Genomic DNA, 21,348 nt, shown 5'->3' with positions numbered 1-21,348 from the left:
GTCAACACTCTCAGACACATCTAGATGCGTTGGCACCAGTCCCCTGAAGCCAACAAGCTATCCAACTGGCTGGTATCTTGATAGAGGTAGATCCAAGCGCGACCAAATGGCGTGTCTATTTGCTCACGGCGGTACTCAACCGGCACATCTTCAAGCACATCAATTTTAGCCAAGGTGTCGTCATCAATAAGGTATACCTCACCAACGATTGAGCTGTGCCCTGCCGTGACCGCTGGGTAAGCCCCCAAGTCATACAATGCATACTCTGGCAAAGTTTCATGTTGGCCAAGAAACTCCGCCGTATCTAAGAAGCTTTGATTGCTTTGACCTTTGCGCAAGGTACCGTAAACAAATAATAAGTGTTGCATTGTCTGTCCCTAACTTAGCTATCTTTCAAATCTAGTCGAACTCAAACTGATAAAGCAAGTCGACCGCGCTACTGACCCCTGTTACAGCCTCGACATAGAGATCTTTCATCAGTCGATAACGTACCGTAAATTCGCCAACAGAATCAAAGATGCCAACGCCATATTTGACCTGTAACCCAGGTAATACATACCCACTAACCGTCACCTGCGAGTCCTCACCCGAGCCTGCCGTATCAAGTTGAAGGTCCTGCACACCAAACGCTTCACCAATCTCACCGACGACACGACCACTCTGAGCAAGGCTCAAACCAATTAAAGTGGTTGTCATGGCGTTGCCACCTGATTCGCCATCAATGTCCTGCCCTCGCAGTAAATAAGATAACGCGTTAGCTTGTGGCATTGCGGGATCAGAGAAAATCGTCACGACCGGTTCAGTCGCAGGCCCCGTCACTTTGACCCCTGCGGTAACATCATCTCGAGTATTGTCCGGATTGCGAATCGCCTTGATTTGAACATAAGGTTGATCGACGGGTCCATTCATCAAGATCTTACCCTGCTCTATTATCAAGTCTTGACCAAACGAACGGTACGAACCCTCAACGATGTTGACTTCGCCGGTGATAAACGGCCCCTTATCTCGCTGCGCGACATTAAGTTTGCCTATCAAGCCCCCCTCAAGACCAAACGCCGATAACTTAAAGTCATCGCCAATGGAAATGTTGATGTCCGTTTCCACCGCAAACGGAATACTCGAGTTGATATTTTCCGGTTGTAAGTCATTGTTAAGAATAACTTGATCCTTAGACACACCGATCGCACTTGGTGGCAGCTCTTCAACTACGATACGCCCCCAAGGCAGCGCAATGTCACCTTCAATCTTGGCGTATTTAGGGGACGCAGAAATCGTCATATCTGGCACCACCTTGATCGCAACCATAGGCGGCACATCAACTTTCAGTTCAGTCGCAAAAACACGTAAATGACTACGCCAGTCTTGCAGATCGAGCCAATCAGCATCACCCGTTAATTGCAATGTGCCATCTGGCGTATTCAGCGCCGACGTTAAAGTCGCTTGATATCCGTTAAAGTTGACTTTCAACTTTCCCGAATCAATCTGAACTGGAGAGATTTCGCCTTGGAGGAGAATATCGTCTACGAGGAATTGCCCTTCGACCTTGGGTTGCAATAGCGGCCCAGTGAATGCGAGGTCGGTACTGATGCTCGATTTCAACTGGCTGTATTGACCAAGCAACGGCGAAAGAAAATCCAAATCAAAGGTCGTTAAGGTCAACTTGCCATCGAGTTGCTTGTCATCCACAGCGACATTAGGAATCATCGCTTGGCCAGAAATATCACCGTTGTCGGTAATATCAACCAGCCAATCAGCCTGCAAGCGATCTTGTTTGAGCGTGGCATTGAGCTTGATTGTTTCCCAACCGATCGTCAGTGGCACTTCAAGATCTTGCGTGACGCCCCCCTTAGGAAGCTCGACCGACGCGTTAACTTCTGGTGATTGTCCTTCACGCCACTTCGCCCAAACCTGAGCGTTAACTTGACCTTCTAATGAGGTCCCCTCTGGGATAAAGCCCTCAAGCTGCGTGAAATCAAACTGTTTCAGGCTTAGGCTTGCTTCACCATCTTTACCTACGTCAATGTTGTCGTTTAAGCAAAGTGATGAATCCGCTTGCAACCAACAATGCGCAGCCACCGCGACACGTTGAGTCGCCATATCAAAGCCGATCTCCGTCGACTTTTCCAATGCCCACTCACCTTGCTCGCTAGATAACTGCATACGCTCCAGCGCACCATTCCACGCGATATCCGGCTTGTCCGTTAACGTGCCAGCAAGGGCAAGACTGGTTGATGCAATATTTGAAATGACGTCCAACGTTAAACGGTGAGATTGCTGCGAACCATTAAAACGCAGCTCAACATCATCAATCACATAGTCTTGATAACTGGCACTCTTGACAACCAAACTCAAATCGCCACTCGGAGCTGGCAATGGTGTGATCTCACCTTTCAGGGTGATATGCTGCACCTGCGCTTGCTGTTGCCAATCGACAGAATCAATATCTAACGCCAATGAAACGTCGGGCTCTTTGAGCGGTCCGCGCAATCTTACATCGCCAATCGCTTTGCCCTTTAAGTCAGGGACCGACTTGGCCAGCTCCGGGAGATCGAGTGATAAATCCATGCGCCAAGTATCGTTGAGCGTACCTTTTGCATGAATATTATTGGGGCCATGAGAGAGCACGAGTCCAGGTGTATCGATATTAAACTCGCCTTTACCTTTCATATCGGAGGCGTTCAATGTGCCCTCAATATTCAGTGGGTAGTCACGCAGTACACCATCAATATCTAGCTGGCTCACTGCCACTTGCCAACCACCCGCTTCGGTAAGAGAGCCGGTTGTTGACACTAAACCGCTAATATCACCTTCCGCTTCTTGCCACTGCAAACCAGGCTGGATATGAGTGAGAGAGAGGTTTGCCGCCCAGTTGATTGGCTGCTGCCAATTGGCCATGACATCCCCAGAGATGGAGCCCCCAAGCGTTTTAAGTAGAATGGAACGCAAAGTTATCTGCTCTAAGTTACCGGAGCCTTCAACGTTTAGATCAAGATCGGGCAGATCTTTACCTTGGATAACGGCCGCCAACTTAACATCATAGCCTTTTAATGAGCCTTGAGTTTCTAACGTTTTAAGATCGACAAAGTAGTCACCTTGTCCATGTAATGGCCACTGCACCTTACCTTTCTCGATGGCAACATCGAACGGCAGATCCGGCTCCAATGGCTGCAGTGTGGCTTGAATATCTGCGCTTGCCAAACCAGACAGTGACGCATCTAAGCTAAGATTAGCGACGCTTCCCTTTGCAGACAATGACAAGTGTTGACCTTTTGCCGTCTCTTCTTTCACCGTCGCTTGCAAGTTCAAGTTAAGCGGATATCCCTGATTCAACGTAATTTTACTGTCGAGGGTAGCCTCGACTTCAGGCATGTCGAGCTCTAGCGTTGATATCGTCACTTGAGATGCCGATGCCTTAGCCTCCAACCCTAAGTGATGGACAATAACGGGCGTTTCCTGCTTGAGTTCAAAGTCATGGATATCAATACGCACAATATCCATCTGCAATGGCAGCACGACTGCAGGCAATTCAATGGTTGCGGGTTCTGCGGGTGTTGGCGGCGGTGTGACTGGCTGATCCTCTGACTTGGCCAGTTCTACATTAATGCCACTTAATAGGGTTTTGTTTAAACGCAGTTTATTACCTTGAAAAAACAGGCCAGTCGAGAAACGTTGCCAGTCAATTTTGTTACCAAGGACATCAAGCGTTATATCATTCAATGCAATTCGAGAAATACGAATCGGCACCGGGGTTGAGATGTTCCCAGTTTCGGTCGATTCCGGCTCTGGCTCGGTTGATGGCGCGCTGTCCGGCATGGAAAAGGTCAAGCCATCAATGGCTATCTCATCAATGCAGACGCTCGGCTCTGTAAAACAGGTCGGGTTAATCGCGAGCGTAACCGAACGTATCTGGGTGTCCACACCCAAATCGGGATCATTAAATGCAACTTGCTTTAACGTAAAATGTGGGAAAAGAGCTCCCTGATAAGAGGCGACTTTAAGCTGAGGAACAAATTTCTCTGCCGCCCATAACGCTGCACCTAGACCGGGTTGCGTAAAGAGCAAAAAACTCACGGCTAAGATTAGCGTCAATGCGAACCCAAGCAGAGAAAACGATAGCCATTTCGACCACTTTAATACGACTTTGGTCATAGTTCAGGCCCCAAGGTAAAGTGCACTTTGAATCGTTTATCTGGATCTTCATCAAGACCCCAAGCAAAGTCTAATCGAATCGGTCCCACTGGTGATGCCCAGCGAACTCCAAAACCTGTCCCTCGTTTAAATTCAGGTGACTCATTGAACGCATCACCGTAGTCATAAAACAGAGCGCCCCACCAGTCACCATAGACGCGATATTGATACTCTAATGACGTGGTGACCATGTATTTCGCACCAGTCAGAGCATTACTTTCATCTCGGGGAGAGATAGATTCAAAGCCGTAACCACGCAAGTTGTTGTCACCACCCGCGAAGAAGCGAAGTGACGGCGACAGTTTCTCGAACTCTTCCGCCACGTTTGCCCCGCCATCAATTCTGAACAAGCCACGATGGTTCTTTCCAGCGCTGCGTATCCATGTCATGCCACCTTGAAAACGTGCCACTCTGGTTTCAGAAAAGACACTTGGATCGCCATATTCAAGAGTAAAACTTTGTCTGTCTCCCCACATCGGCATCGACCCACCTCGAATTCGGCTACGTGAGAAGGAAATACCAGGCAACACAAATTGAGCGGTATCATCTTGCAAACCTTGCTCGTAGTTTTCGATCAAGTAGCGAACAAATACCGTTCTATGCCAGCCATTATCAAGAATCCAGTGGCGCTCCACCGCCAAGTTGGACTCCAGACTTTTTGTGTCTCGATTATCGAGGTTCTTCATTCCATACTGAATGCGGTAGTAGTCTTTCAAGACGTCATCTAGCGGAATGCGATAGCCTGCGGTAATGGTTTGCTCTGGCTTAGAAAGAGAGATACTGCTGTCGAAGCTATGGCCACGATCGTTCACCCAAGGCTTTTTCCACTTTAGCGATCCTCGCACTCCCACATCGGTGGAGTAGCCCAAACCCGTCTCGAGTTTGTTGCGAGCTTGCGGCGCGAGAGAGATCTTCATTGGCAGCTCTCTTCCTTCACCGAGCTTAGACAGATCAGGCTCAACAAACACAGACGAAAACCAGTCGGTGTTAGACAGGTTCTGGTTATATTCTCCGACTTGCGACACTAAGTATTCATCCCCTTCTTCGTAAGGCGAAAGAGATTGCACACGCTCAAGCTCAATTTGACTGCCGGTAATCGTACTCGCTCCGAAGTGGTAACGAATCCCGCTATCAAAATGAAGACGCACAAACGCCTTACGTACTCCGGGAGCAACCTCAAGGCGACTTAAGGTGTAGTCCCCTTCAAAATAGCCTTTCTGCAACGCCAAATTGCGGATTTTAGACTTCAACCCATCATACAAACTGTGGTTTAGCCGCTCCCCTTTTTTCAGGCCGCTGTTTTTGATCAGCGCAATGAAATCGGGATCATCTTTTGCTTCGCCAGTGATTTGAATATCGACTTCCGTCAAACGTATCGAATGCCCGCGATCGACAATAACGATCAGCTCATCACCCTCAGGAGAGACTTCAAAAGTAAAGGTAGGATGGTAATAACCAACGGCACTGAGTGCTTCGATAATGTTTCGCTTTACTCGTGCCTGGAAGCGCAAACTTGTGTCGTAATCTTTTTCAGGGATTGAAGATAAGTAAGCATCTACATTGTCTTTCACCGATCCCTTCAACCCCTCAATCGTAAGATCCACATCATTTGCCAATGCGGTAGGAGAGAGAAGAAGCGCAATCAAAACTGGTAAAGGTTTACGTAACATGCTTAATTATCTTTCTATATCAGGTTAGGGAATAATACCGCCTGAAAATGGATAAGTCTGTATGAAAACAGTCAATTGGTCGGTCTGTTTAATAAATTTAATCGACAAGGAAATAACGATGCTCGACAAACAAACTATGATTTCCACGCAAGACGCACTGCCTGGCCGCGAAACGCCACTGCCACTTGACGACATTCACTTCGTCAATCAAAGCAGTATGACATCAGAGCCAGAGCAAGGTTGCGAAAAAATTGTTCTCGGTATGGGCTGTTTCTGGGGCGCTGAACGTTTGTTTTGGCAACTTGATGGCGTGGTCAATACTTCGGTTGGCTATGCTGGTGGCTTCACAAAGAATCCAACTTACGAAGAAGTGTGTAGCGGTCAAACCGGTCACACCGAGGTGGTACGTGTTGTATTTGATCCCACAGTGATCTCGCTCACTGCGTTACTCGAGACATTTTGGGAACGTCATGACCCAACTCAAGGAATGCGCCAAGGTAATGATCGTGGCACACAATACCGCTCAGCTATTTACGTTTACAGCGACGAGCAATATCAAACCGCCATGCAGTCAAAACAACGCTACCAAGAGTTACTGGGTGATCAGCATTCGCCAATTACCACTGAGATTCTACCAGCAGGTCCTTATTACTACGCAGAAAACTACCACCAGCAATATCTGGCTAAAAATCCGAACGGCTATTGTGGGCTTGGGGGAACCGGAGTCTGCTTCCCTCCAGAAAAGTAAAGACCTCGACACAACCGCCTATCGAAATGGGCGGTTTTTACGCTGGTAGCGCTAAAATGGCTTGGTTGATCTGTTTGTAGGCTTCCAGTTTGACTGGGTTATTCACATCTGGCAGAAGCACTTTGCCGTTATCAAACGAAAACTCCCCAATACCAGCGATAACAAACTTTCCTTTAAACAGTGTCTTAACGAATCGCGCCACCTGATGCGGGCGATAACGGGTAAATTCACGTAGCATAACCACTCCAATATTCCTTCGTGATACTGCTTTTATGCAGTTAAGCTCTTATCCTTAGAGCTAAGGCGCATTATAAAGCACTTTCGGTGAATTAATACGGTTTTTACAAAAGTTTGGACCATTTCACTCCATCAACGCCGAGAACAACACTTTTTCAAATTTCGGTATATACTTTTTGCGCTTACCAAAAGGAAGATAACAATGAAAAACAAAACTCTACTCGCTCTCGCGATCGCATGCTCTCCAATGCTGGCGATGGCACACAACATCACACTTGGCCAAACCGTTCCGGCAGTCAATGTCGATAGCCATGGTGAAATTATCATTCAAGGTGATGACGCAAGCTACCAAACATGGACAAGCCAAGATCTGGTCGGCAAAGTCCGTGTCATTCAAGCCATTGCAGGACGCAGCAGCGCAAAAGAAATGAATGCCCCACTTATGGCGGCAATTACCGCAGCAAAGTTCCCCTCTGAGAGCTACCAAACTACGTCCATCATTAACCAAGATGATGCCATCTGGGGCACCGGCTCTTTCGTTAAATCATCAGCAGAAGACAGCAAGAAGGAATTCCCATGGTCGTCTATGGTATTAGATGAGGAAGGTAACGTAGCCAAGGCATGGCAATTGGCGGAAGAGTCCTCGGCGATCATCGTTCAAGACAAGCAAGGAAAAGTGCTGTTTGTAAAAGAAGGCGCTTTAAGTGATTCCGATATCCAACAAGTACTTGGACTCATCAAAGATAACATCTAATCACAAATTGGATTTAGCGTTGTATAAGGAATTGTTATAGTATAACAGTTCCTTTTTTCTCGGTCTGTTGTTGTGCTTACATCTCGCAAGATTTCACTACCCTCTCCTGCTATCGCGCTCCTTGGCGTCATGCTGCTGTGGATGAACTTTGCGTTTATTCAGCACCAATACGATCTCGCCCCTTCCCATCATCAAGAGCATCATTGTGAGCTGTTTTCATCTGTTCACCACGCGATAAGCAGTACGGCTCTAAAAACAGAAAACGTATCACTTCCCGATCGCTTTGAACGACAGCCAAGTTATCAATATCAAGCACCTTCGATTGTCGTATATCGAGCGCGTTCACCACCGACTCAATCCCTCGTTTAGTTACTCAGCTCTCAGATAGGGAGCAATCTTTATTACTATGCCAATATCCAGAGCCATAATAATTCTGGAATAGGCTCAACGACACTTAGGATTGAAAATGTACAAATTATCACCAATTGCCGCGCTCATCGCTGTTGCTGTTAGCCACGTTGCGATCGCTGAAGAAGGATTTCGTCAACATGAAGCGCATGTTCATGGCGAAGTTGAGCTAAACATTGCCCAAGACGGGAAAGAGCTACTGATGGAAATCACTGCACCCGGTGCCGACGTAGTTGGTTTTGAGCATGCTCCAAAAAATGACGAGCAGAAGAAAATCCTAGCCGATGCTGTAGCAACACTTAATCAAGCAGACTCCGTATTTACATTAAGCGCGGCGGCTGGCTGTCACGTTGAACATGTTGCCGTGACTCATACATTGGGTAAAGAGAGTGATCATCACGACCATGATGAACACAAGCATGATGAACACAAGCATGATGACCATCATGATCATGACCACGATGAGCACAAGCACGATGACCATCATGATCATGACCACGATGAGCACAAGCACGATGACCATCACGATCATGACCACGATGAACACAAGCACGACGACCATCATGACCACGACGAGCACAAGCACGATGACCATCATGATCATGACCACGAGCATTCGGGACATGGTGAATTCACAGTGGAATACCACTACCATTGCGACAATATCGCCAAGCTTGAAAGCATAGACACGGCTTGGTTTAAACAATTCCCAGCAACAGAAGCGTTGAAAGTCAACGTATTGACTGACACCAAGCAAGAAGCGCTTCGCCTACAACCTAAACGTACAGAGATCTCTCTATAAGGTTTACAGTGGCTTGGCATCGGTCAAGCCACTGACGCCATACTTGGAAAGCATGATGGATACAATAAAAGATCCAGCCATCATAAAGCTGGAACATGTGCGCTACACCTGGCCTGGAAATGACTCTCCAACTCTAGATATTCCCCACTTAACGATAAATCAGGGCGAACATCTGTTTATCAAAGGTCCAAGCGGATGTGGCAAATCAACCTTACTCAGCCTACTTACTGGCATCAACACGACACCTGAAGGCAGTGTAAAAGTGCTTGATAACGACCTTGGGCAACTGTCAGGCAGCATGAGAGATAAATTTAGAGCTGACCATATTGGTTATATTTTTCAGCAATTTAACCTGCTTCCTTATTTAAGTGTCATCGAAAACGTCATCCTCCCTTGCCAGTTTTCAAGGCAGCGGAAAGGGCAAGTATTCGGTGATTTGCAACGCAGTGCTGAGCAGCTCCTCGATAAACTGCACCTTGACCAATCGCTGCGTAATAAATCCGTCGTCGAATTGAGTATTGGTCAACAGCAACGTGTCGCGGCCGCGCGCGCCTTAATCGGCAACCCTGAAATCATCATCGCCGATGAACCAACCTCCTCACTTGACTACGATAATCGAACTGCCTTCATCGAGCTGCTACTTGATCAAGTGAACCAAGCGAACTCAACCTTACTGTTTGTCAGCCACGACCCGACATTGGAGCCATTGTTTGACCGCAGTCTCGATCTCCGCGAGTTGAATCAAATAGGAGACCACGTATGAGCCCTACCCTGTCCCTCGCTTGGAAAAGTGCTCGCAACCGTAAGGTAACGGCAATCCTAACCATTTTAACCGTCGCGATTTCAGTGATCCTGCTGCTTGGGGTCGAGCGTATTCGCACAGAAGCAAAAAGCAGCTTCGCCAATACCATCTCGGGAACCGATTTGATCGTAGGCGGGCGTTCAGGACAAGTGAACCTGTTGCTTTACTCGGTATTTCGAATTGGTAATGCAACCAATAATATTGACTGGAAAAGCTATCAAGAATTTAGCCAACACAAAGCGGTCGATTGGGCAATTCCTATCTCACTTGGAGACTCTCACAAAGGCTTCCGTGTGATGGGCACCAACCACAGCTATTTTGAGCACTATCGCTATGGTCAGAAGCAACATTTAGCGTTCAAAGAAGGAAGCGAGTTTAATCGCTTGTTTGAAGCTGTCATTGGTGCAGATGTGGCCAAAAAGCTGGGTTACACCATTGGTACAGAGATCATCATTGCGCATGGCATAAGCGATGTTGGCTTTAGTCGCCACGACAACTTACCTTTTAAAGTGGTTGGCATTCTCGCGCCAACAGGAACCCCCGTCGATAAAACCGTTCACGTCTCCTTGGAAGCGATTGAAGCGATTCATGTCGGCTGGGAGTCTGGCGCAAACCTTGGCAATAACCCGACAGCAGAGCAACTGGCAGTGATGGACTTTAAACCTAAGCAGATTACCGCCATGCTGCTTGGTCTCAAGTCAAAGATTCAAACCTTCGCTCTCCAGCGTCAAGTCAACACCTACAACAAAGAGCCTCTCAGTGCCATCTTGCCAGGGGTCGCACTTCATGAGTTATGGGGCATGATGTCGGTGGCTGAACAAGCGCTGATGGCGGTCTCAGTGTTTGTCGTTTTTGCGGGTTTGCTTGGGATGCTCTCGAGCTTGCTGACTAGCCTACAAGAGCGACGCCGCGAAATGGCAATCTTGCGCGCAATGGGGGCAAGACCAAGACATGTGTTTGCCCTGCTTATCTTAGAAGCAAGCGCACTCACCTTTATCGGGATTATTATCGGCACGCTTGGTCTTTACGCCTTGTTAGCGATTGCAGCGCCAATCATTCAACAAACGTACGGTATCACCCTTTCATTGATGACCTTATCACACTATGAGTTAGTGCTGCTTGCCATGGTTCAATGTGCTGGCACAGTCATCGGTTTTATCCCTGCGTTAAGAGCTTACCGACAGTCTCTGAGCGACGGTATGACAATACGAGTATAGAGAAATGAAGAAAGTAATATTACTGGCATTGGCAATGCTGAGCTTCAGCTTACCAAGTTTCGCCAACCAAGAAGACATCTTGACACTGGATTGGATTGATCTCATTCCTCAGAATGAACGCAATCAATTTGACAGTTATGGAATGCCCGCCGCCGACCACTCAGGTGGCGCAATGGAGCAATCAAAAGTGGGTTCGGTCAGACAAGAGCTCAACGGAAGCAAAGTCAAAATACCAGGCTTTGTGATTCCATTGGAAGGGGACGCCAATATGGTGACAGAATTCTTATTGGTTCCTTACTTTGGGGCGTGTATTCACGTACCACCACCGCCACCAAACCAAATCATCTACGTCAAGTTCCCAAAAGGAGCACCAATCCAGCAACTTTGGGATGTGATTTATTTAGTCGGAACCTTAAAAACGGAAACCGTCAGCCATGAACTCGCAGAAACAGGCTATGTGATTGAAGGAATAGCCATCGAAGAGTACGACGACTACTAAGCAAATTAACAAGTCCGCAACCTGTTAATCGCCTATATTAAGAAAGGTATTGAGAAAGATAACCTAGTACCGCTAGGTAAACCAATAATAATAGTGCGATTGACAGGTGTTTTTTCAGTTTATTCTCATTGAAATACTTCATAAACCCTCTCAATAATTACCGACCAGATTTTAACAATTTGTTAGCATGTGTGGTAGCACTATTTTTGACACCCGTCTCACACACTTTCTGTGGCAGCCCATGATTATCCGAGGTACATTTATAGATAACATTATGATGGCTAAGGAAATCCCATGTCAGAGAGCAACCAACCCGTCGTTATAGATCACGAGCCCACTCAATCCAATCGACAAGAAAAAAAGTCTAACTACATCAAAGACAGTGCGAGTCGTATCTTTAACATCGCCGAGACTTACGGTTTAGACGCTCTCCTTCAGCCAGAAACACCCGAAAAAAACACCTTAGAGCGTGCGCTCATCCGAGAACGAAAACGCAAAGAATTACGCCAAAAAAATCTCGAGCAAATCCTTAAGCTCGCCCACGTTTCTTGCAAAGACGAAACCGCAGGAGCCCCTGATCAGGATTGGCTGTATCGTTTTTTCGATATGGCGCAAGAAGTTCACAACAGTGCCATGCAACGTTTGTGGGCTCAGGTGCTCAAACGAGAGGTAACGAATCCTGGTTCTACCTCGATGAAGGCGTTAAAAGTCCTACAAGATATGACGCCAAAAGAAGCGCAAATCCTACAGCGCGCAGCATCACTGGCCTGCAGTTTTGGCGGGGATAATAGCCGCAAACTTCTGGTTGGCTATCGCGCTCAAGGTGGGATTTTTAGCTTTGGTAAACGCAATACCACCAACAACATTAACGTTGGAAACTACCAGTTGCCGTATTCAAGTCTGCTGGTGTTATTTGAATTGGGGCTGATGCATGGCACCGAACTGGAATCAGGCGAGATCGAATTGGATTCTCCTCTACCTTTGCTCTACCAAGGAAAACAGCTCTCACTCCAAGCGCACAGTAAAGGCGTAAGGTTGCTTTACTACCGTTTTAGCCCAACGGGTAATGAACTCTGCAAGCTGTTAGGTAACAAACCCAATATGCAGTACTACGATCAAATGGTCGCCCTGTTAGGACAGAAATTTACCGCCAGCACCGATGCACAGCCTAGCGTCGACACCACTGTGTAACAACAACCGCTACGTTAGATCCATCTTCCAAAAAAAAGCGCCAACCCTTCGGTTGGCGCTTGTCGATCTATTTTCTAAGTGAGAATTAATAAAGCAAAGCGACCAATAAATCCTGCCTTGTGAATACAGCGGCTATCTGTGAATCAAGCCGCTGATATACCTTGGATTTATACGAGTTACCGTTTCATCTCACCGAGAAATTTAAGCTTTGAACGCTTTAAATGCGTTAATCAAACCATTCGTAGAACTGTCGTGTGAGCTGATTTCAGACTCATCCGCAAGCTCAGGTAGGATTTGGTTAGCTAGTTGTTTGCCTAGCTCAACACCCCATTGGTCAAAGCTGAAGATATTCCAAATCACACCTTGCACGAAGATCTTGTGCTCGTACATTGCGATTAGGTTACCTAGTGTACGTGGCGTAATTTGCTTAACTAGGATTGAGTTAGTTGGGCGGTTACCTTCAAATACTTTGAATGGTGCAAGTGTCGCCGCTTCTTCTTCACTCTTGCCTGCTTTAGCAAATTCCGCTTTCACTGTCTCTTCATCTTTACCGAATGCCAATGCTTCTGTTTGAGCAAAGAAGTTAGACATCAGCTTCTGATGATGATCACCCGCTGGGTTGTGGCTTAGCGCTGGCGCAATAAAGTCACATGGAATCAGCTTAGTACCTTGGTGAATCAGCTGGTAGAACGCGTGCTGGCCGTTAGTTCCTGGCTCACCCCAAATGATTGGTCCAGTTTGGTAAGTCACAGCGTTGCCGTCACGGTCAACGTACTTACCGTTTGATTCCATGTTACCTTGCTGGAAGTAAGCAGCAAAGCGGTGCATGTACTGATCGTAAGGCAAGATAGCTTCAGATTCAGCGCCGTGGAAGTTGTTGTACCATAGGCCAACAAGCGCAAGGATTACCGGGATGTTGCTTTCTAGCTCAGTAGACGCGAAGTGGTTGTCCATTTCGTGTGCACCGTCTAGTAGCTCGATGAAGTTGTCGTAGCCTACAGAAAGTGCGATTGAAAGACCGATTGCTGACCATAGAGAGTAACGACCGCCAACCCAATCCCAGAACTCAAACATGTTGTCTGTATCGATACCAAACTCAGATACTGCAGGCGCGTTAGTAGAAAGTGCAGCGAAGTGCTTAGCAACGTGTGCTTCATCGCCAGCTGACGCTAGGAACCAATCACGCGCACTATGGGCGTTAGTCATGGTTTCTTGTGTGGTAAACGTCTTAGACGCCACTAGGAATAGCGTTGTTTCTGGGTTTACTTTCTTCAGCGTTTCAACGATGTGCGTGCCATCAACGTTAGACACGAAGTGCAGGTTTAGGTGGTTTTTGTATGGTGCTAGCGCTTCAGTGACCATGTAAGGACCAAGGTCAGAACCACCGATACCGATGTTTACGATGTCAGTGATTGCTTTGCCAGTGTAACCTTTCCACTCGCCGCCAATTACGCGCTCAGTGAACGATTTCATTTTCTCTAGCACAGCATTTACTGCTGGCATTACGTCTTCGCCATCAACCATCACTGGCTTGTTGCTGCGGTTGCGAAGTGCGGTGTGAAGTACGGCGCGATCTTCTGTCTTGTTGATCGCCTCACCACTGAACATCGCTTCAATAGCTAACTTTAGCTCAGTCTCGTTAGCTAAAGCGAAAAGATGCTGCATGGTTTCTTCATTGATTAGGTTCTTAGAGTAATCAACGAGAATATCACTGCCAAAACGAGCAGAGAATTTGTCAAAACGAGCTGAATCTTGTGCGAAAAGTGCTTTCAGATCCATATCTTGTGCAGATTCAAAATGCGCGGTTAGCGCTTTCCAAGCTTGTGTTTGCGTTGGGTTGATATTTTTCAACATGGTTACGATCCCGATGTTCAGTAGGTTCTATTCCATACAGTCTAGCGAAAACTGAGGAATCCCCGATTAAGCAAAATAATAATATTAGGTATGTTAGGGCAAATTGCCACAAAACAAGACTTTGTAATTTTTTTTCAGGCTAGCATTATGACCCAGCCGACTCTCACTCACATTGAGTTAGGTCACGTTCCCTGAGTCAAATTTAAACAAATCTGTTACCCGCTTTAGGATATTACCATCAAGCTAGGTTAAGCTTAACGTCTGGTTAACGAAATATTGATTACAGGCTCTGTTATGTGGCAGCAAAATGTCTTACGTCTCCGCGCCCGCTCACGAGGCTTTCATCTCATTACCGATGAAATTGAACAACAATTACCTCAAATTGCTGACTATTCTGTCGGATTATTACAGCTCTTCATCCAACACACGTCTGCCAGTCTGACCATCAATGAAAACGCAGACCCAACGGTAAGACACGATATGGAAAAACACTTTAATAAATTTGTCCCTGAGCGTGCGCCTTATTATCAGCACACCTATGAAGGGGATGACGACATGCCCGCGCACATCAAAGCCTCGACGATTGGTTGTAGTGTGACGATTCCTATCAGCAACGGGCGACTCGCTCTAGGCACTTGGCAAGGAATCTATTTAGGTGAGCATCGAGACTACGGTGGCAACCGCAACGTGATCGCCACATTACAAGGTGAGTTAAAATAGAAACGGAGCCACAAGGCTCCGTTTAAAGGGGTAAAGACTCGAGTTCCAACTAGCGAGAGTATTCCATCTCTACACGAGATGTCAGCTTCGTTACCAGTTCATACGCGATGGTCCCGATGTGCGCTGCAACTTGCTCGGCAGGGAGATCTTTCCCCCATAAGATTGCCTCATCACCCACGTTATCTGTCGCTTCTGGGCCAAGGTCGACGGTCAACATATCCATCGAGACGCGCCCTGCTATCGGCACCTCTCGGCCATTGACTCGAACCGGAGTCCCATTCGGTGCGGTGCGTGGATAGCCGTCACCGTAGCCAATGGCAATAACACCAACCTTAGTGTCGCGCTCACTGGTCCACTTGCCACCATAACCGACACTCTCACCGGCTTTCACATCACGTACTGCAATCAAGTGCGATTTAAGCGTCATCACAGGTTGATAGCCCAGCTGCTGGGCATGTTTATCATTAAATGGGGACACACCGTACATAATTATGCCGGGTCTAACCCATTCAAGCTGACTCTCCGGCCAAGCTAACAACCCCGCTGAGGCAGCTAATGAGCGCTCACCTTCACACCCTTGCGTCAACTTGAGAAACAGCTCGGTTTGTTGATGTGTCGTGTCTTTGTCCAGCTCATCGGCACAGCCAAAATGACTCATGTAACGCAGCGGTTTAGCCACGTTGCTGCAAGTCTTGAGTCGCGATACAAAGTCATCATACTGCTCTGGGCGCACGCCTAAACGATGCATTCCACTGTCAATTTTCAACCACACTACCACTGGCGTTTCTAGCTCTGCTTGCTCTAAAGCGACCAACTGCTCCTCACAGTGAACCACCGTTTGAATGTTGTTGGTCACTAAAACAGGTAAGTCACCCGGAGAGTAAAAACCCTCGAGCAGTAGAATCGGCTTAACCACGCCACACGCTCGCAGTTGCAACGCCTCTTCGATACGCGCGACACCAAATGCATCCGCACCGGTGGCATTTTTGGCAATGTGACGTAATCCATGACCATAGCTGTTGGCTTTAACCACCGCCATTACCTTGCTGTTTGGCGCCTGCTGTTTAATCTGCTCGACATTGTGTTGTAGAGCGCTTAGGTCAATGTAAGCCGTCGCCGCTTTCATGTAACTCATGCTGTTATTCATCATCCATGTCAAACGCAGGGCCTGCGTAGTTGTCAAAACGAGACCATTGACCTTGGAAGGTCAAACGTACAGAGCCGATAGGACCGTTACGCTGTTTACCAAGAATGATTTCTGCAGTGCCTTTCATTGAGCTGTCTGGGTTGTACACTTCATCGCGGTAGATGAACATAATCAAGTCGGCATCCTGCTCAATAGAGCCTGATTCACGTAAGTCTGAGTTCACAGGGCGCTTATCGGCACGTTGCTCTAGGGAACGGTTAAGCTGAGATAGCGCAACCACTGGCACATTCAACTCTTTGGCCAATGCTTTAAGAGAGCGCGAAATCTCCGCAATCTCAAGGGTACGGTTGTCAGAAAGTGCAGGTACACGCATGAGCTGAAGGTAGTCGACCATGATCATAGATAGGCCGCCGTGCTCTCTGGCTATACGACGAGCACGAGAGCGCACTTCAGTAGGCGTCAGACCCGAGCTATCATCGATATACATGTTCTTCTTCTGCATGAGAATCCCCATGGTCGAAGAAATACGAGCCCAATCTTCATCATCAAGCTGACCAGTTCGAATTTTGGTTTGATCAACACGTGAAAGCGATGCCAGCATACGCATCATGATCTGTTCAGATGGCATCTCTAGCGAGAAAATCAGCACAGGCTTGTCTTGTGACATTGCCGCATTTTCACACAAGTTCATCGCAAAGGTCGTTTTACCCATCGATGGACGCGCCGCGACGATCACCAGATCAGACCCTTGTAAACCCGCGGTTTTCTTGTTCAGGTCGGTAAAGCCCGTATCGACACCTGTCACACCATCTTGCGGCGTTTTGTACAGCAGTTCGATACGCTCAAGTGTCTTCTCTAGAATATTGTCAACGTTTTGCGGACCTTCGTTTTCATTGGTTCGCGACTCTGCGATGGCGAAGACTTTGCTTTCCGCAAGATCAAGTAAGTCTTCTGAAGAGCGGCCCTGAGGGTCATAACCTGCGTCCGCAATTTCATTTGCCACACCGATCAAATCACGCACCAAGGCACGCTCAGCAACAATGTCGGCATAGGCATTAATGTTTGCCGCACTTGGCGTGTTTTTCACCAGATCAGCAAGGTAAGCAAAACCACCCACATCATCGAGTTGCTCTCGAAGCTCTAAAAATTCTGACAAGGTAATCAAGTCGAGAGGCTTGCTCTCTTCGAGAATGGATTTCACCGCCTCGAAAATCAGTCGATGAGGTCGGCTGTAAAAATCTTTGGCCACCACGCGCTCGGCAACCGTGTCCCAACGCTCGTTGTCCAATAACAAACCACCAATAACGGACTGCTCTGCTTCCAATGAATGTGGTGGTACTTTGATAGCATCAACCTGTGCATCACTGAATTTTTTATTTCGATTATCTGTTCTTGGGTCAGCCATGATATTGCTCTACAACTTTCTCTAGATCGCTCATTATAACGAGATCGAAATTATTGTCTGTAGCCAAGAGAGAGTTTATCGGCTTCTCATCGATAATTAACCGAGCATTGACGGATACAGGCTAAATTCCCTTTACTATCCGTTACTCAGTTCATCCACAAAGAGGTCATTAGTGTCTAAGCATTGGTTACTTGCCGTCGGCTTATTAAGTGCGACGCACTGCTATGCAGCAGCAGAAAAGGATCAGGGAAGCACAGATATTGATGTACCTTCACCATGGAATACGGAAGTAGAGTTTGGCTACCAATCGCATACGGGGAACTCAGATTCTCGTTCGATGAATGCGCGCCTTGGTGCGGACTATATATCAGGTCGACATCGCAGCAGTGGTGAATGGAAATACTATTTGCTCTACAAAGATGGCGAAGAGGACAAGCGCCAATCCACCTACACGGTACAAAGTGACTATAAGCTAGGCGCAAAAACTTACCTTTACGGCAGCTTCAAAGGGGTAGACTCTCTGTATAGTGCCTACTTTCGTGATTTCACACTATCTGGCGGTCTCGGTTACCAGTTTTCCAATACCGAACAGTGGGTGCTCGAGATGGAACTCGGTCCAGGTTTTCGATATCAGGAGCCCAATCTCGATGAAATAGATGACGATGACATCATCTTCCCAGAAATTGTCGAAGAGGCTATCTTCCGAGGTAAAGTAACAACACGCTGGCAAGCGCTCGACAACTTGAGTATTGACGCATCAATGACTCTAGTCTCAGGTAAAAGCAATACCCGCACAGACAGTGACATCAGTGTCACCAACAACATAACCGAAGATATCGCTCTTAAACTGTCACACTCGCGACAGTTCCATGACAAGGTACCAGATGGTTTGGAAAAAGCCGACAGCATCTTCTCGGTTAATCTACTATTTGTTTTTTAACACTTACCTTTCTACAGATATAAAAAAAGCACCTCGAAAGGTGCTTTTAACATACGTCTTGATACTGAATTATTCAGCAGCAACAACTTGAAGAGTAACAGTTGCGAAAACTTCAGAGTGAAGTTGAACGCTGATCTCGAACTCACCAGTGTTACGTAGTGCGCCTTCTGGAAGACGAACTTCGCTCTTAACAACTTCAACGCCAGCTGCAGTGATTGCATCAGCGATGTCGCGAGTACCGATAGAACCGAATAGTTTACCTTCGTCACCAGCTTTAGACGCTAGAACAACTGCTTCTAGAGCGTTGATCTTTTCAGCGCGTGCTTCTGCAGCAGATAGCTGCTCAGCTGCTTTCGCTTCTAGTTCAGCACGACGTGCTTCGAACATTTCAACGTTAGCTTTAGTAGCCATAACTGCTTTACCTTGAGGGATAAGGAAGTTACGAGCGTAACCAGACTTAACGTTAACAGTTTCGCCTAGAGCACCTAGTTTGCCGATTTTATCAAGTAGAATAACTTGCATTGTTTAATTCCTCTTTTTAAAAACGAACCGATTACTGATGCTTGTCAGTGTACGGTAGTAGAGCTAGGTAGCGAGAACGCTTGATCGCGCGAGCTAGTTGACGTTGGTACTTAGCGCTTGTACCAGTGATACGGCTAGGTACGATTTTACCAGCTTCAGTGATGTAGTTTTTAAGAGTTGCTACGTCTTTGTAATCAATCTCTTGTACGCCTTCTGCAGTGAAACGGCAGAATTTACGACGACGGAAGAAACGAGCCATGGGCTATCTCCTGATCTTAAATTTGAGTAATGTTGTCGGCATGAAGCACTAATTTTCCCACACCATTTCGGCCGGTTTGGTAAGCGACAAAGCCCCCTACCTTAATGCTACTGCCTTGTACTAAATTCTGAGTTAATGCTTGTGACCTTTGCCCGCTGACAACTACCGGCATGCGACAATAAACTTGTCTCGGTAAATCAGCTTCGATAACCGTTGAGCGATGCTCTAACCAAAATCGACAGTGTTCAATACCACTAGGGCTTTTACTTCGAATGGGCGGTTTGGCAATGGTGCCGCTCAGCTCCATTCGATTGGTCATAAGAGAAATTACTCAGCAGCTGCTTCTGGCTTAGCTTCAGCACGCTCTTCGCGACGAGGAGCACGCTCTTCTTTCTGCTTAAGCATGATAGATTGCTCAGTGATCGCTGTTTTAGTACGCATGATCATGTTACGTAGAACTGCATCGTTGAAACGGAAAGCAGTTTCTAGCTCATCGATTACAGCTTGGTCAGCTTCAACGTTCATTAGAACGTAGTGAGCTTTGTGAAGCTTGTTGATTGGGTAAGCCAGTTGACGACGGCCCCAGTCTTCTAGACGGTGGATAGTACCGCCAGCTTCAGTGATTGAACCAGTGTAACGCTCGATCATGCCAGCAACTTGCTCGCTTTGATCTGGGTGCACCATGAATACGATTTCGTAATGACGCATTGGTTGCTCCTTACGGATTATTCAGCTTCCACAAATGGCCCGGTCATCCAGAGGAAGCAAGGAACTAAAGATAATTGACCGAGTTTAAGGAGAGCGAATAGTACAGAAAGAAAGCAGTTGAAGCAAGGAAAATGTGAAGAGATACAAAAACAGCTACTTTGGTAAAGTAGCTGTCTATAGAATTCAATTTTGAGAGCGACAGAGCTTAATCTTCATCGACATATTGAGCTTGTAGGTAGTTTTCAATACCAGACATCTCAATCAACCCTAACTGAGTCTCAAGCCAATCTACATGCTCTTCCTCATCTTCTAAGATCTCTTGGAACAGGTCTCGAGAGACATAATCACGTGTGTCTTCCGCATACGCGATGGCATCTTTAAGATCAGGGATCGCCGCCATCTCAAGTTTTAAATCACACTCGAGCATTTCTTTGGTGTCTTCTCCGATACTCAACTTACCGAGGTCTTGTAGATTTGGTAGACCTTCCAAAAATAGGATGCGCTCAATCAAGTGATCGGCGTGTTTCATCTCATCAATGGACTCATGATACTCTTTATCAGCAAGATGTTTTAAGCCCCAATCTTTGTACATCCGGGCGTGAAGAAAATACTGGTTTATTGCGACGAGCTCGTTACCGAGCACTTTATTGAGATGTTGGATTATTATTGGATCGCCTTTCATGACAAAGCCCTCCTCTTTGGCTCCTATAACTCTAGTTCCAAATGAGAAGCTGTCAAAAAGAAAGCTTATTTTTTGCGCAGGTTAGCTTGCCTGCTTGTACAGCACAACGGCTGATTCATTGATGATGTCTTTCGCCATTCGAATGCACTTGCCACACTGAGTTCCCAATGCCGTGCATTTTTTGATCCCCTTAATATCCGTCACTCCCTGCTCTGACACTAACTTACGAATTTTCTTGTCCGAGACACCGTGACACAAACAAACGTACATACTGGACCCTATATAAAATCTACAGCAGAAATATAAAAAAGAATCATTATTATTACCAGTGGTATTTATTCTCTTTCTAGAACGATTGGTTATAGCGGTTTTAGCGAGATCGAGTGAACACTTCTAGTTAAAAGAGATGGATGGAAGGCAGTAAATTCAACTCCCTGTATTTTTTAGTTAAAACAGTACCGAGCGGTTACAGCTAAACGAAAATTCCTTATAACCAAAATGCAAAAAGGGAAGCATAAGCTTCCCTTTTCAGATGCGCTTTCTTCTAAAGAAGAAGGCTGCAAGACTCAACTAATAATTAGTCGAAGATCTTAGC

Annotated in this window: 23 protein-coding genes; 10 read left to right on the top strand and 13 right to left on the bottom strand. The window is 46.7% G+C overall.

The features are described 5' to 3' along the window. Positions 1-20: 20 nt before the first annotated feature. The 3 genes from RJ47_RS20000 to RJ47_RS19990 are packed head-to-tail and all read right to left on the bottom strand — an operon-like array spanning position 21 to position 5,858. A complete protein-coding gene (locus RJ47_RS20000) occupies positions 21-368 on the bottom strand; it encodes a gamma-glutamylcyclotransferase family protein (protein WP_039478305.1) in 348 nt (115 codons plus the stop codon). Between the two features lie 31 nt (positions 369-399). Further along, a complete protein-coding gene (locus RJ47_RS19995; protein WP_039486456.1) occupies positions 400-4,149 on the bottom strand; it encodes a translocation/assembly module TamB domain-containing protein in 3,750 nt (1,249 codons plus the stop codon). Continuing rightward, entirely contained in the window at positions 4,146-5,858 is a 1,713-nt protein-coding gene (locus tag RJ47_RS19990; RefSeq protein ID WP_005472639.1) for an autotransporter assembly complex protein TamA, read from the bottom strand. Before RJ47_RS19990 ends, RJ47_RS19995 begins: the two co-directional genes overlap by 4 nt. Positions 5,859-5,976: 118 nt before the next feature. Between RJ47_RS19990 and msrA the strand changes: the two genes are divergently transcribed. Continuing rightward, the gene (gene msrA / locus RJ47_RS19985; RefSeq protein ID WP_039486453.1) at positions 5,977-6,606 is read left to right on the top strand and encodes a peptide-methionine (S)-S-oxide reductase MsrA; all 630 of its coding nucleotides are present in this window, start codon (positions 5,977-5,979) and stop codon (positions 6,604-6,606) included. A gap of 37 nt (positions 6,607-6,643) precedes the next feature. On the opposite strand, the gene RJ47_RS19980 is transcribed toward msrA, so the two are convergent. After that, entirely contained in the window at positions 6,644-6,844 is a 201-nt protein-coding gene (locus RJ47_RS19980) for a DUF1107 family protein (protein ID WP_005472658.1), read from the bottom strand. A 201-nt stretch (positions 6,845-7,045) separates the two neighbouring features. Between RJ47_RS19980 and RJ47_RS19975 the strand changes: the two genes are divergently transcribed. The 7 genes from RJ47_RS19975 to RJ47_RS19945 all read left to right on the top strand — a co-directional run bounded on the left by RJ47_RS19975 (position 7,046) and on the right by RJ47_RS19945 (position 12,516). Further along, the gene (locus RJ47_RS19975) at positions 7,046-7,597 is read left to right on the top strand and encodes a YtfJ family protein (protein ID WP_038140472.1); all 552 of its coding nucleotides are present in this window, start codon (positions 7,046-7,048) and stop codon (positions 7,595-7,597) included. A 72-nt stretch (positions 7,598-7,669) separates the two neighbouring features. Beyond that, a complete protein-coding gene (locus tag RJ47_RS21115; protein WP_231565980.1) occupies positions 7,670-7,966 on the top strand; it encodes a DUF2607 family protein in 297 nt (98 codons plus the stop codon). Between the two features lie 97 nt (positions 7,967-8,063). After that, complete coding sequence (gene zrgA / locus RJ47_RS19965) at positions 8,064-8,807, top strand: zinc uptake protein ZrgA (protein WP_039486449.1); 744 nt, start codon at positions 8,064-8,066, stop codon at positions 8,805-8,807. A 55-nt stretch (positions 8,808-8,862) separates the two neighbouring features. Continuing rightward, complete coding sequence (locus tag RJ47_RS19960) at positions 8,863-9,570, top strand: ABC transporter ATP-binding protein (protein ID WP_039486447.1); 708 nt, start codon at positions 8,863-8,865, stop codon at positions 9,568-9,570. Further along, positions 9,567-10,826 carry an ABC transporter permease gene (locus RJ47_RS19955; RefSeq protein WP_039486444.1) on the top strand — a complete coding sequence of 420 codons (1,260 nt, stop codon included), beginning with the start codon at positions 9,567-9,569 and terminating at the stop codon, positions 10,824-10,826. Before RJ47_RS19960 ends, RJ47_RS19955 begins: the two co-directional genes overlap by 4 nt. 4 nt (positions 10,827-10,830) lie before the next feature. Continuing rightward, positions 10,831-11,325, top strand: coding sequence for a DUF3299 domain-containing protein (locus RJ47_RS19950; RefSeq protein ID WP_038140482.1), 495 nt, complete (start codon positions 10,831-10,833; stop codon positions 11,323-11,325). Between the two features lie 294 nt (positions 11,326-11,619). Continuing rightward, entirely contained in the window at positions 11,620-12,516 is an 897-nt protein-coding gene (locus RJ47_RS19945; protein WP_005472681.1) for a TIGR03899 family protein, read from the top strand. 201 nt (positions 12,517-12,717) lie between these two features. On the opposite strand, the gene pgi is transcribed toward RJ47_RS19945, so the two are convergent. Then, positions 12,718-14,370, bottom strand: coding sequence for a glucose-6-phosphate isomerase (gene pgi, locus RJ47_RS19940; protein ID WP_039486441.1), 1,653 nt, complete (start codon positions 14,368-14,370; stop codon positions 12,718-12,720). Positions 14,371-14,664: 294 nt separating this feature from the next. Here pgi and RJ47_RS19935 point away from each other — a divergent pair, with 294 nt between their 5' ends. Then, a complete protein-coding gene (locus RJ47_RS19935) occupies positions 14,665-15,090 on the top strand; it encodes a secondary thiamine-phosphate synthase enzyme YjbQ (protein WP_005472716.1) in 426 nt (141 codons plus the stop codon). Positions 15,091-15,139: 49 nt separating this feature from the next. Here RJ47_RS19935 and alr read toward each other — a convergent pair whose 3' ends face one another. Both alr and RJ47_RS19925 read right to left on the bottom strand, forming a co-directional pair. Beyond that, the gene (gene alr / locus RJ47_RS19930; RefSeq protein ID WP_231565979.1) at positions 15,140-16,225 is read right to left on the bottom strand and encodes an alanine racemase; all 1,086 of its coding nucleotides are present in this window, start codon (positions 16,223-16,225) and stop codon (positions 15,140-15,142) included. 4 nt (positions 16,226-16,229) lie between these two features. Next, positions 16,230-17,642 carry a replicative DNA helicase gene (locus RJ47_RS19925; protein WP_005472719.1) on the bottom strand — a complete coding sequence of 471 codons (1,413 nt, stop codon included), beginning with the start codon at positions 17,640-17,642 and terminating at the stop codon, positions 16,230-16,232. A gap of 172 nt (positions 17,643-17,814) precedes the next feature. On the opposite strand from RJ47_RS19925, the gene RJ47_RS19920 reads away from it, so the two are divergent. Then, a complete protein-coding gene (locus RJ47_RS19920) occupies positions 17,815-18,582 on the top strand; it encodes a DUF481 domain-containing protein (protein WP_039486439.1) in 768 nt (255 codons plus the stop codon). A gap of 69 nt (positions 18,583-18,651) precedes the next feature. On the opposite strand, the gene rplI is transcribed toward RJ47_RS19920, so the two are convergent. The 6 genes from rplI to RJ47_RS21110 all read right to left on the bottom strand — a co-directional run bounded on the left by rplI (position 18,652) and on the right by RJ47_RS21110 (position 21,023). Beyond that, positions 18,652-19,104, bottom strand: a complete 453-nt coding sequence (rplI, locus tag RJ47_RS19915; protein ID WP_005472678.1) for a 50S ribosomal protein L9 — start codon at positions 19,102-19,104, stop codon at positions 18,652-18,654. Positions 19,105-19,135: 31 nt separating this feature from the next. Then, complete coding sequence (gene rpsR, locus RJ47_RS19910) at positions 19,136-19,363, bottom strand: 30S ribosomal protein S18 (protein WP_000090472.1); 228 nt, start codon at positions 19,361-19,363, stop codon at positions 19,136-19,138. A 16-nt stretch (positions 19,364-19,379) separates the two neighbouring features. Next, positions 19,380-19,682, bottom strand: a complete 303-nt coding sequence (gene priB, locus RJ47_RS19905; protein ID WP_008073614.1) for a primosomal replication protein N — start codon at positions 19,680-19,682, stop codon at positions 19,380-19,382. An 8-nt stretch (positions 19,683-19,690) separates the two neighbouring features. Continuing rightward, complete coding sequence (rpsF, locus tag RJ47_RS19900) at positions 19,691-20,071, bottom strand: 30S ribosomal protein S6 (RefSeq protein WP_005472655.1); 381 nt, start codon at positions 20,069-20,071, stop codon at positions 19,691-19,693. 205 nt (positions 20,072-20,276) lie between these two features. Continuing rightward, complete coding sequence (gene bfr, locus RJ47_RS19895) at positions 20,277-20,753, bottom strand: bacterioferritin (protein WP_038140490.1); 477 nt, start codon at positions 20,751-20,753, stop codon at positions 20,277-20,279. Between the two features lie 81 nt (positions 20,754-20,834). After that, positions 20,835-21,023 (bottom strand): (2Fe-2S)-binding protein, encoded by a 189-nt coding sequence (locus RJ47_RS21110; RefSeq protein WP_005472761.1) that lies wholly within the window; start codon positions 21,021-21,023, stop codon positions 20,835-20,837. Between the last annotated feature and the right edge of the window lie 325 nt (positions 21,024-21,348).

The organism is Vibrio sinaloensis, from assembly GCF_000808535.1.
GTDB classification, from domain to species: Bacteria; Pseudomonadota; Gammaproteobacteria; order Enterobacterales; family Vibrionaceae; genus Vibrio; species Vibrio sinaloensis_D.
Note: the sequence above shows the minus strand (reverse complement) of the source record. Positions and strands in the feature narration are given on the sequence as shown.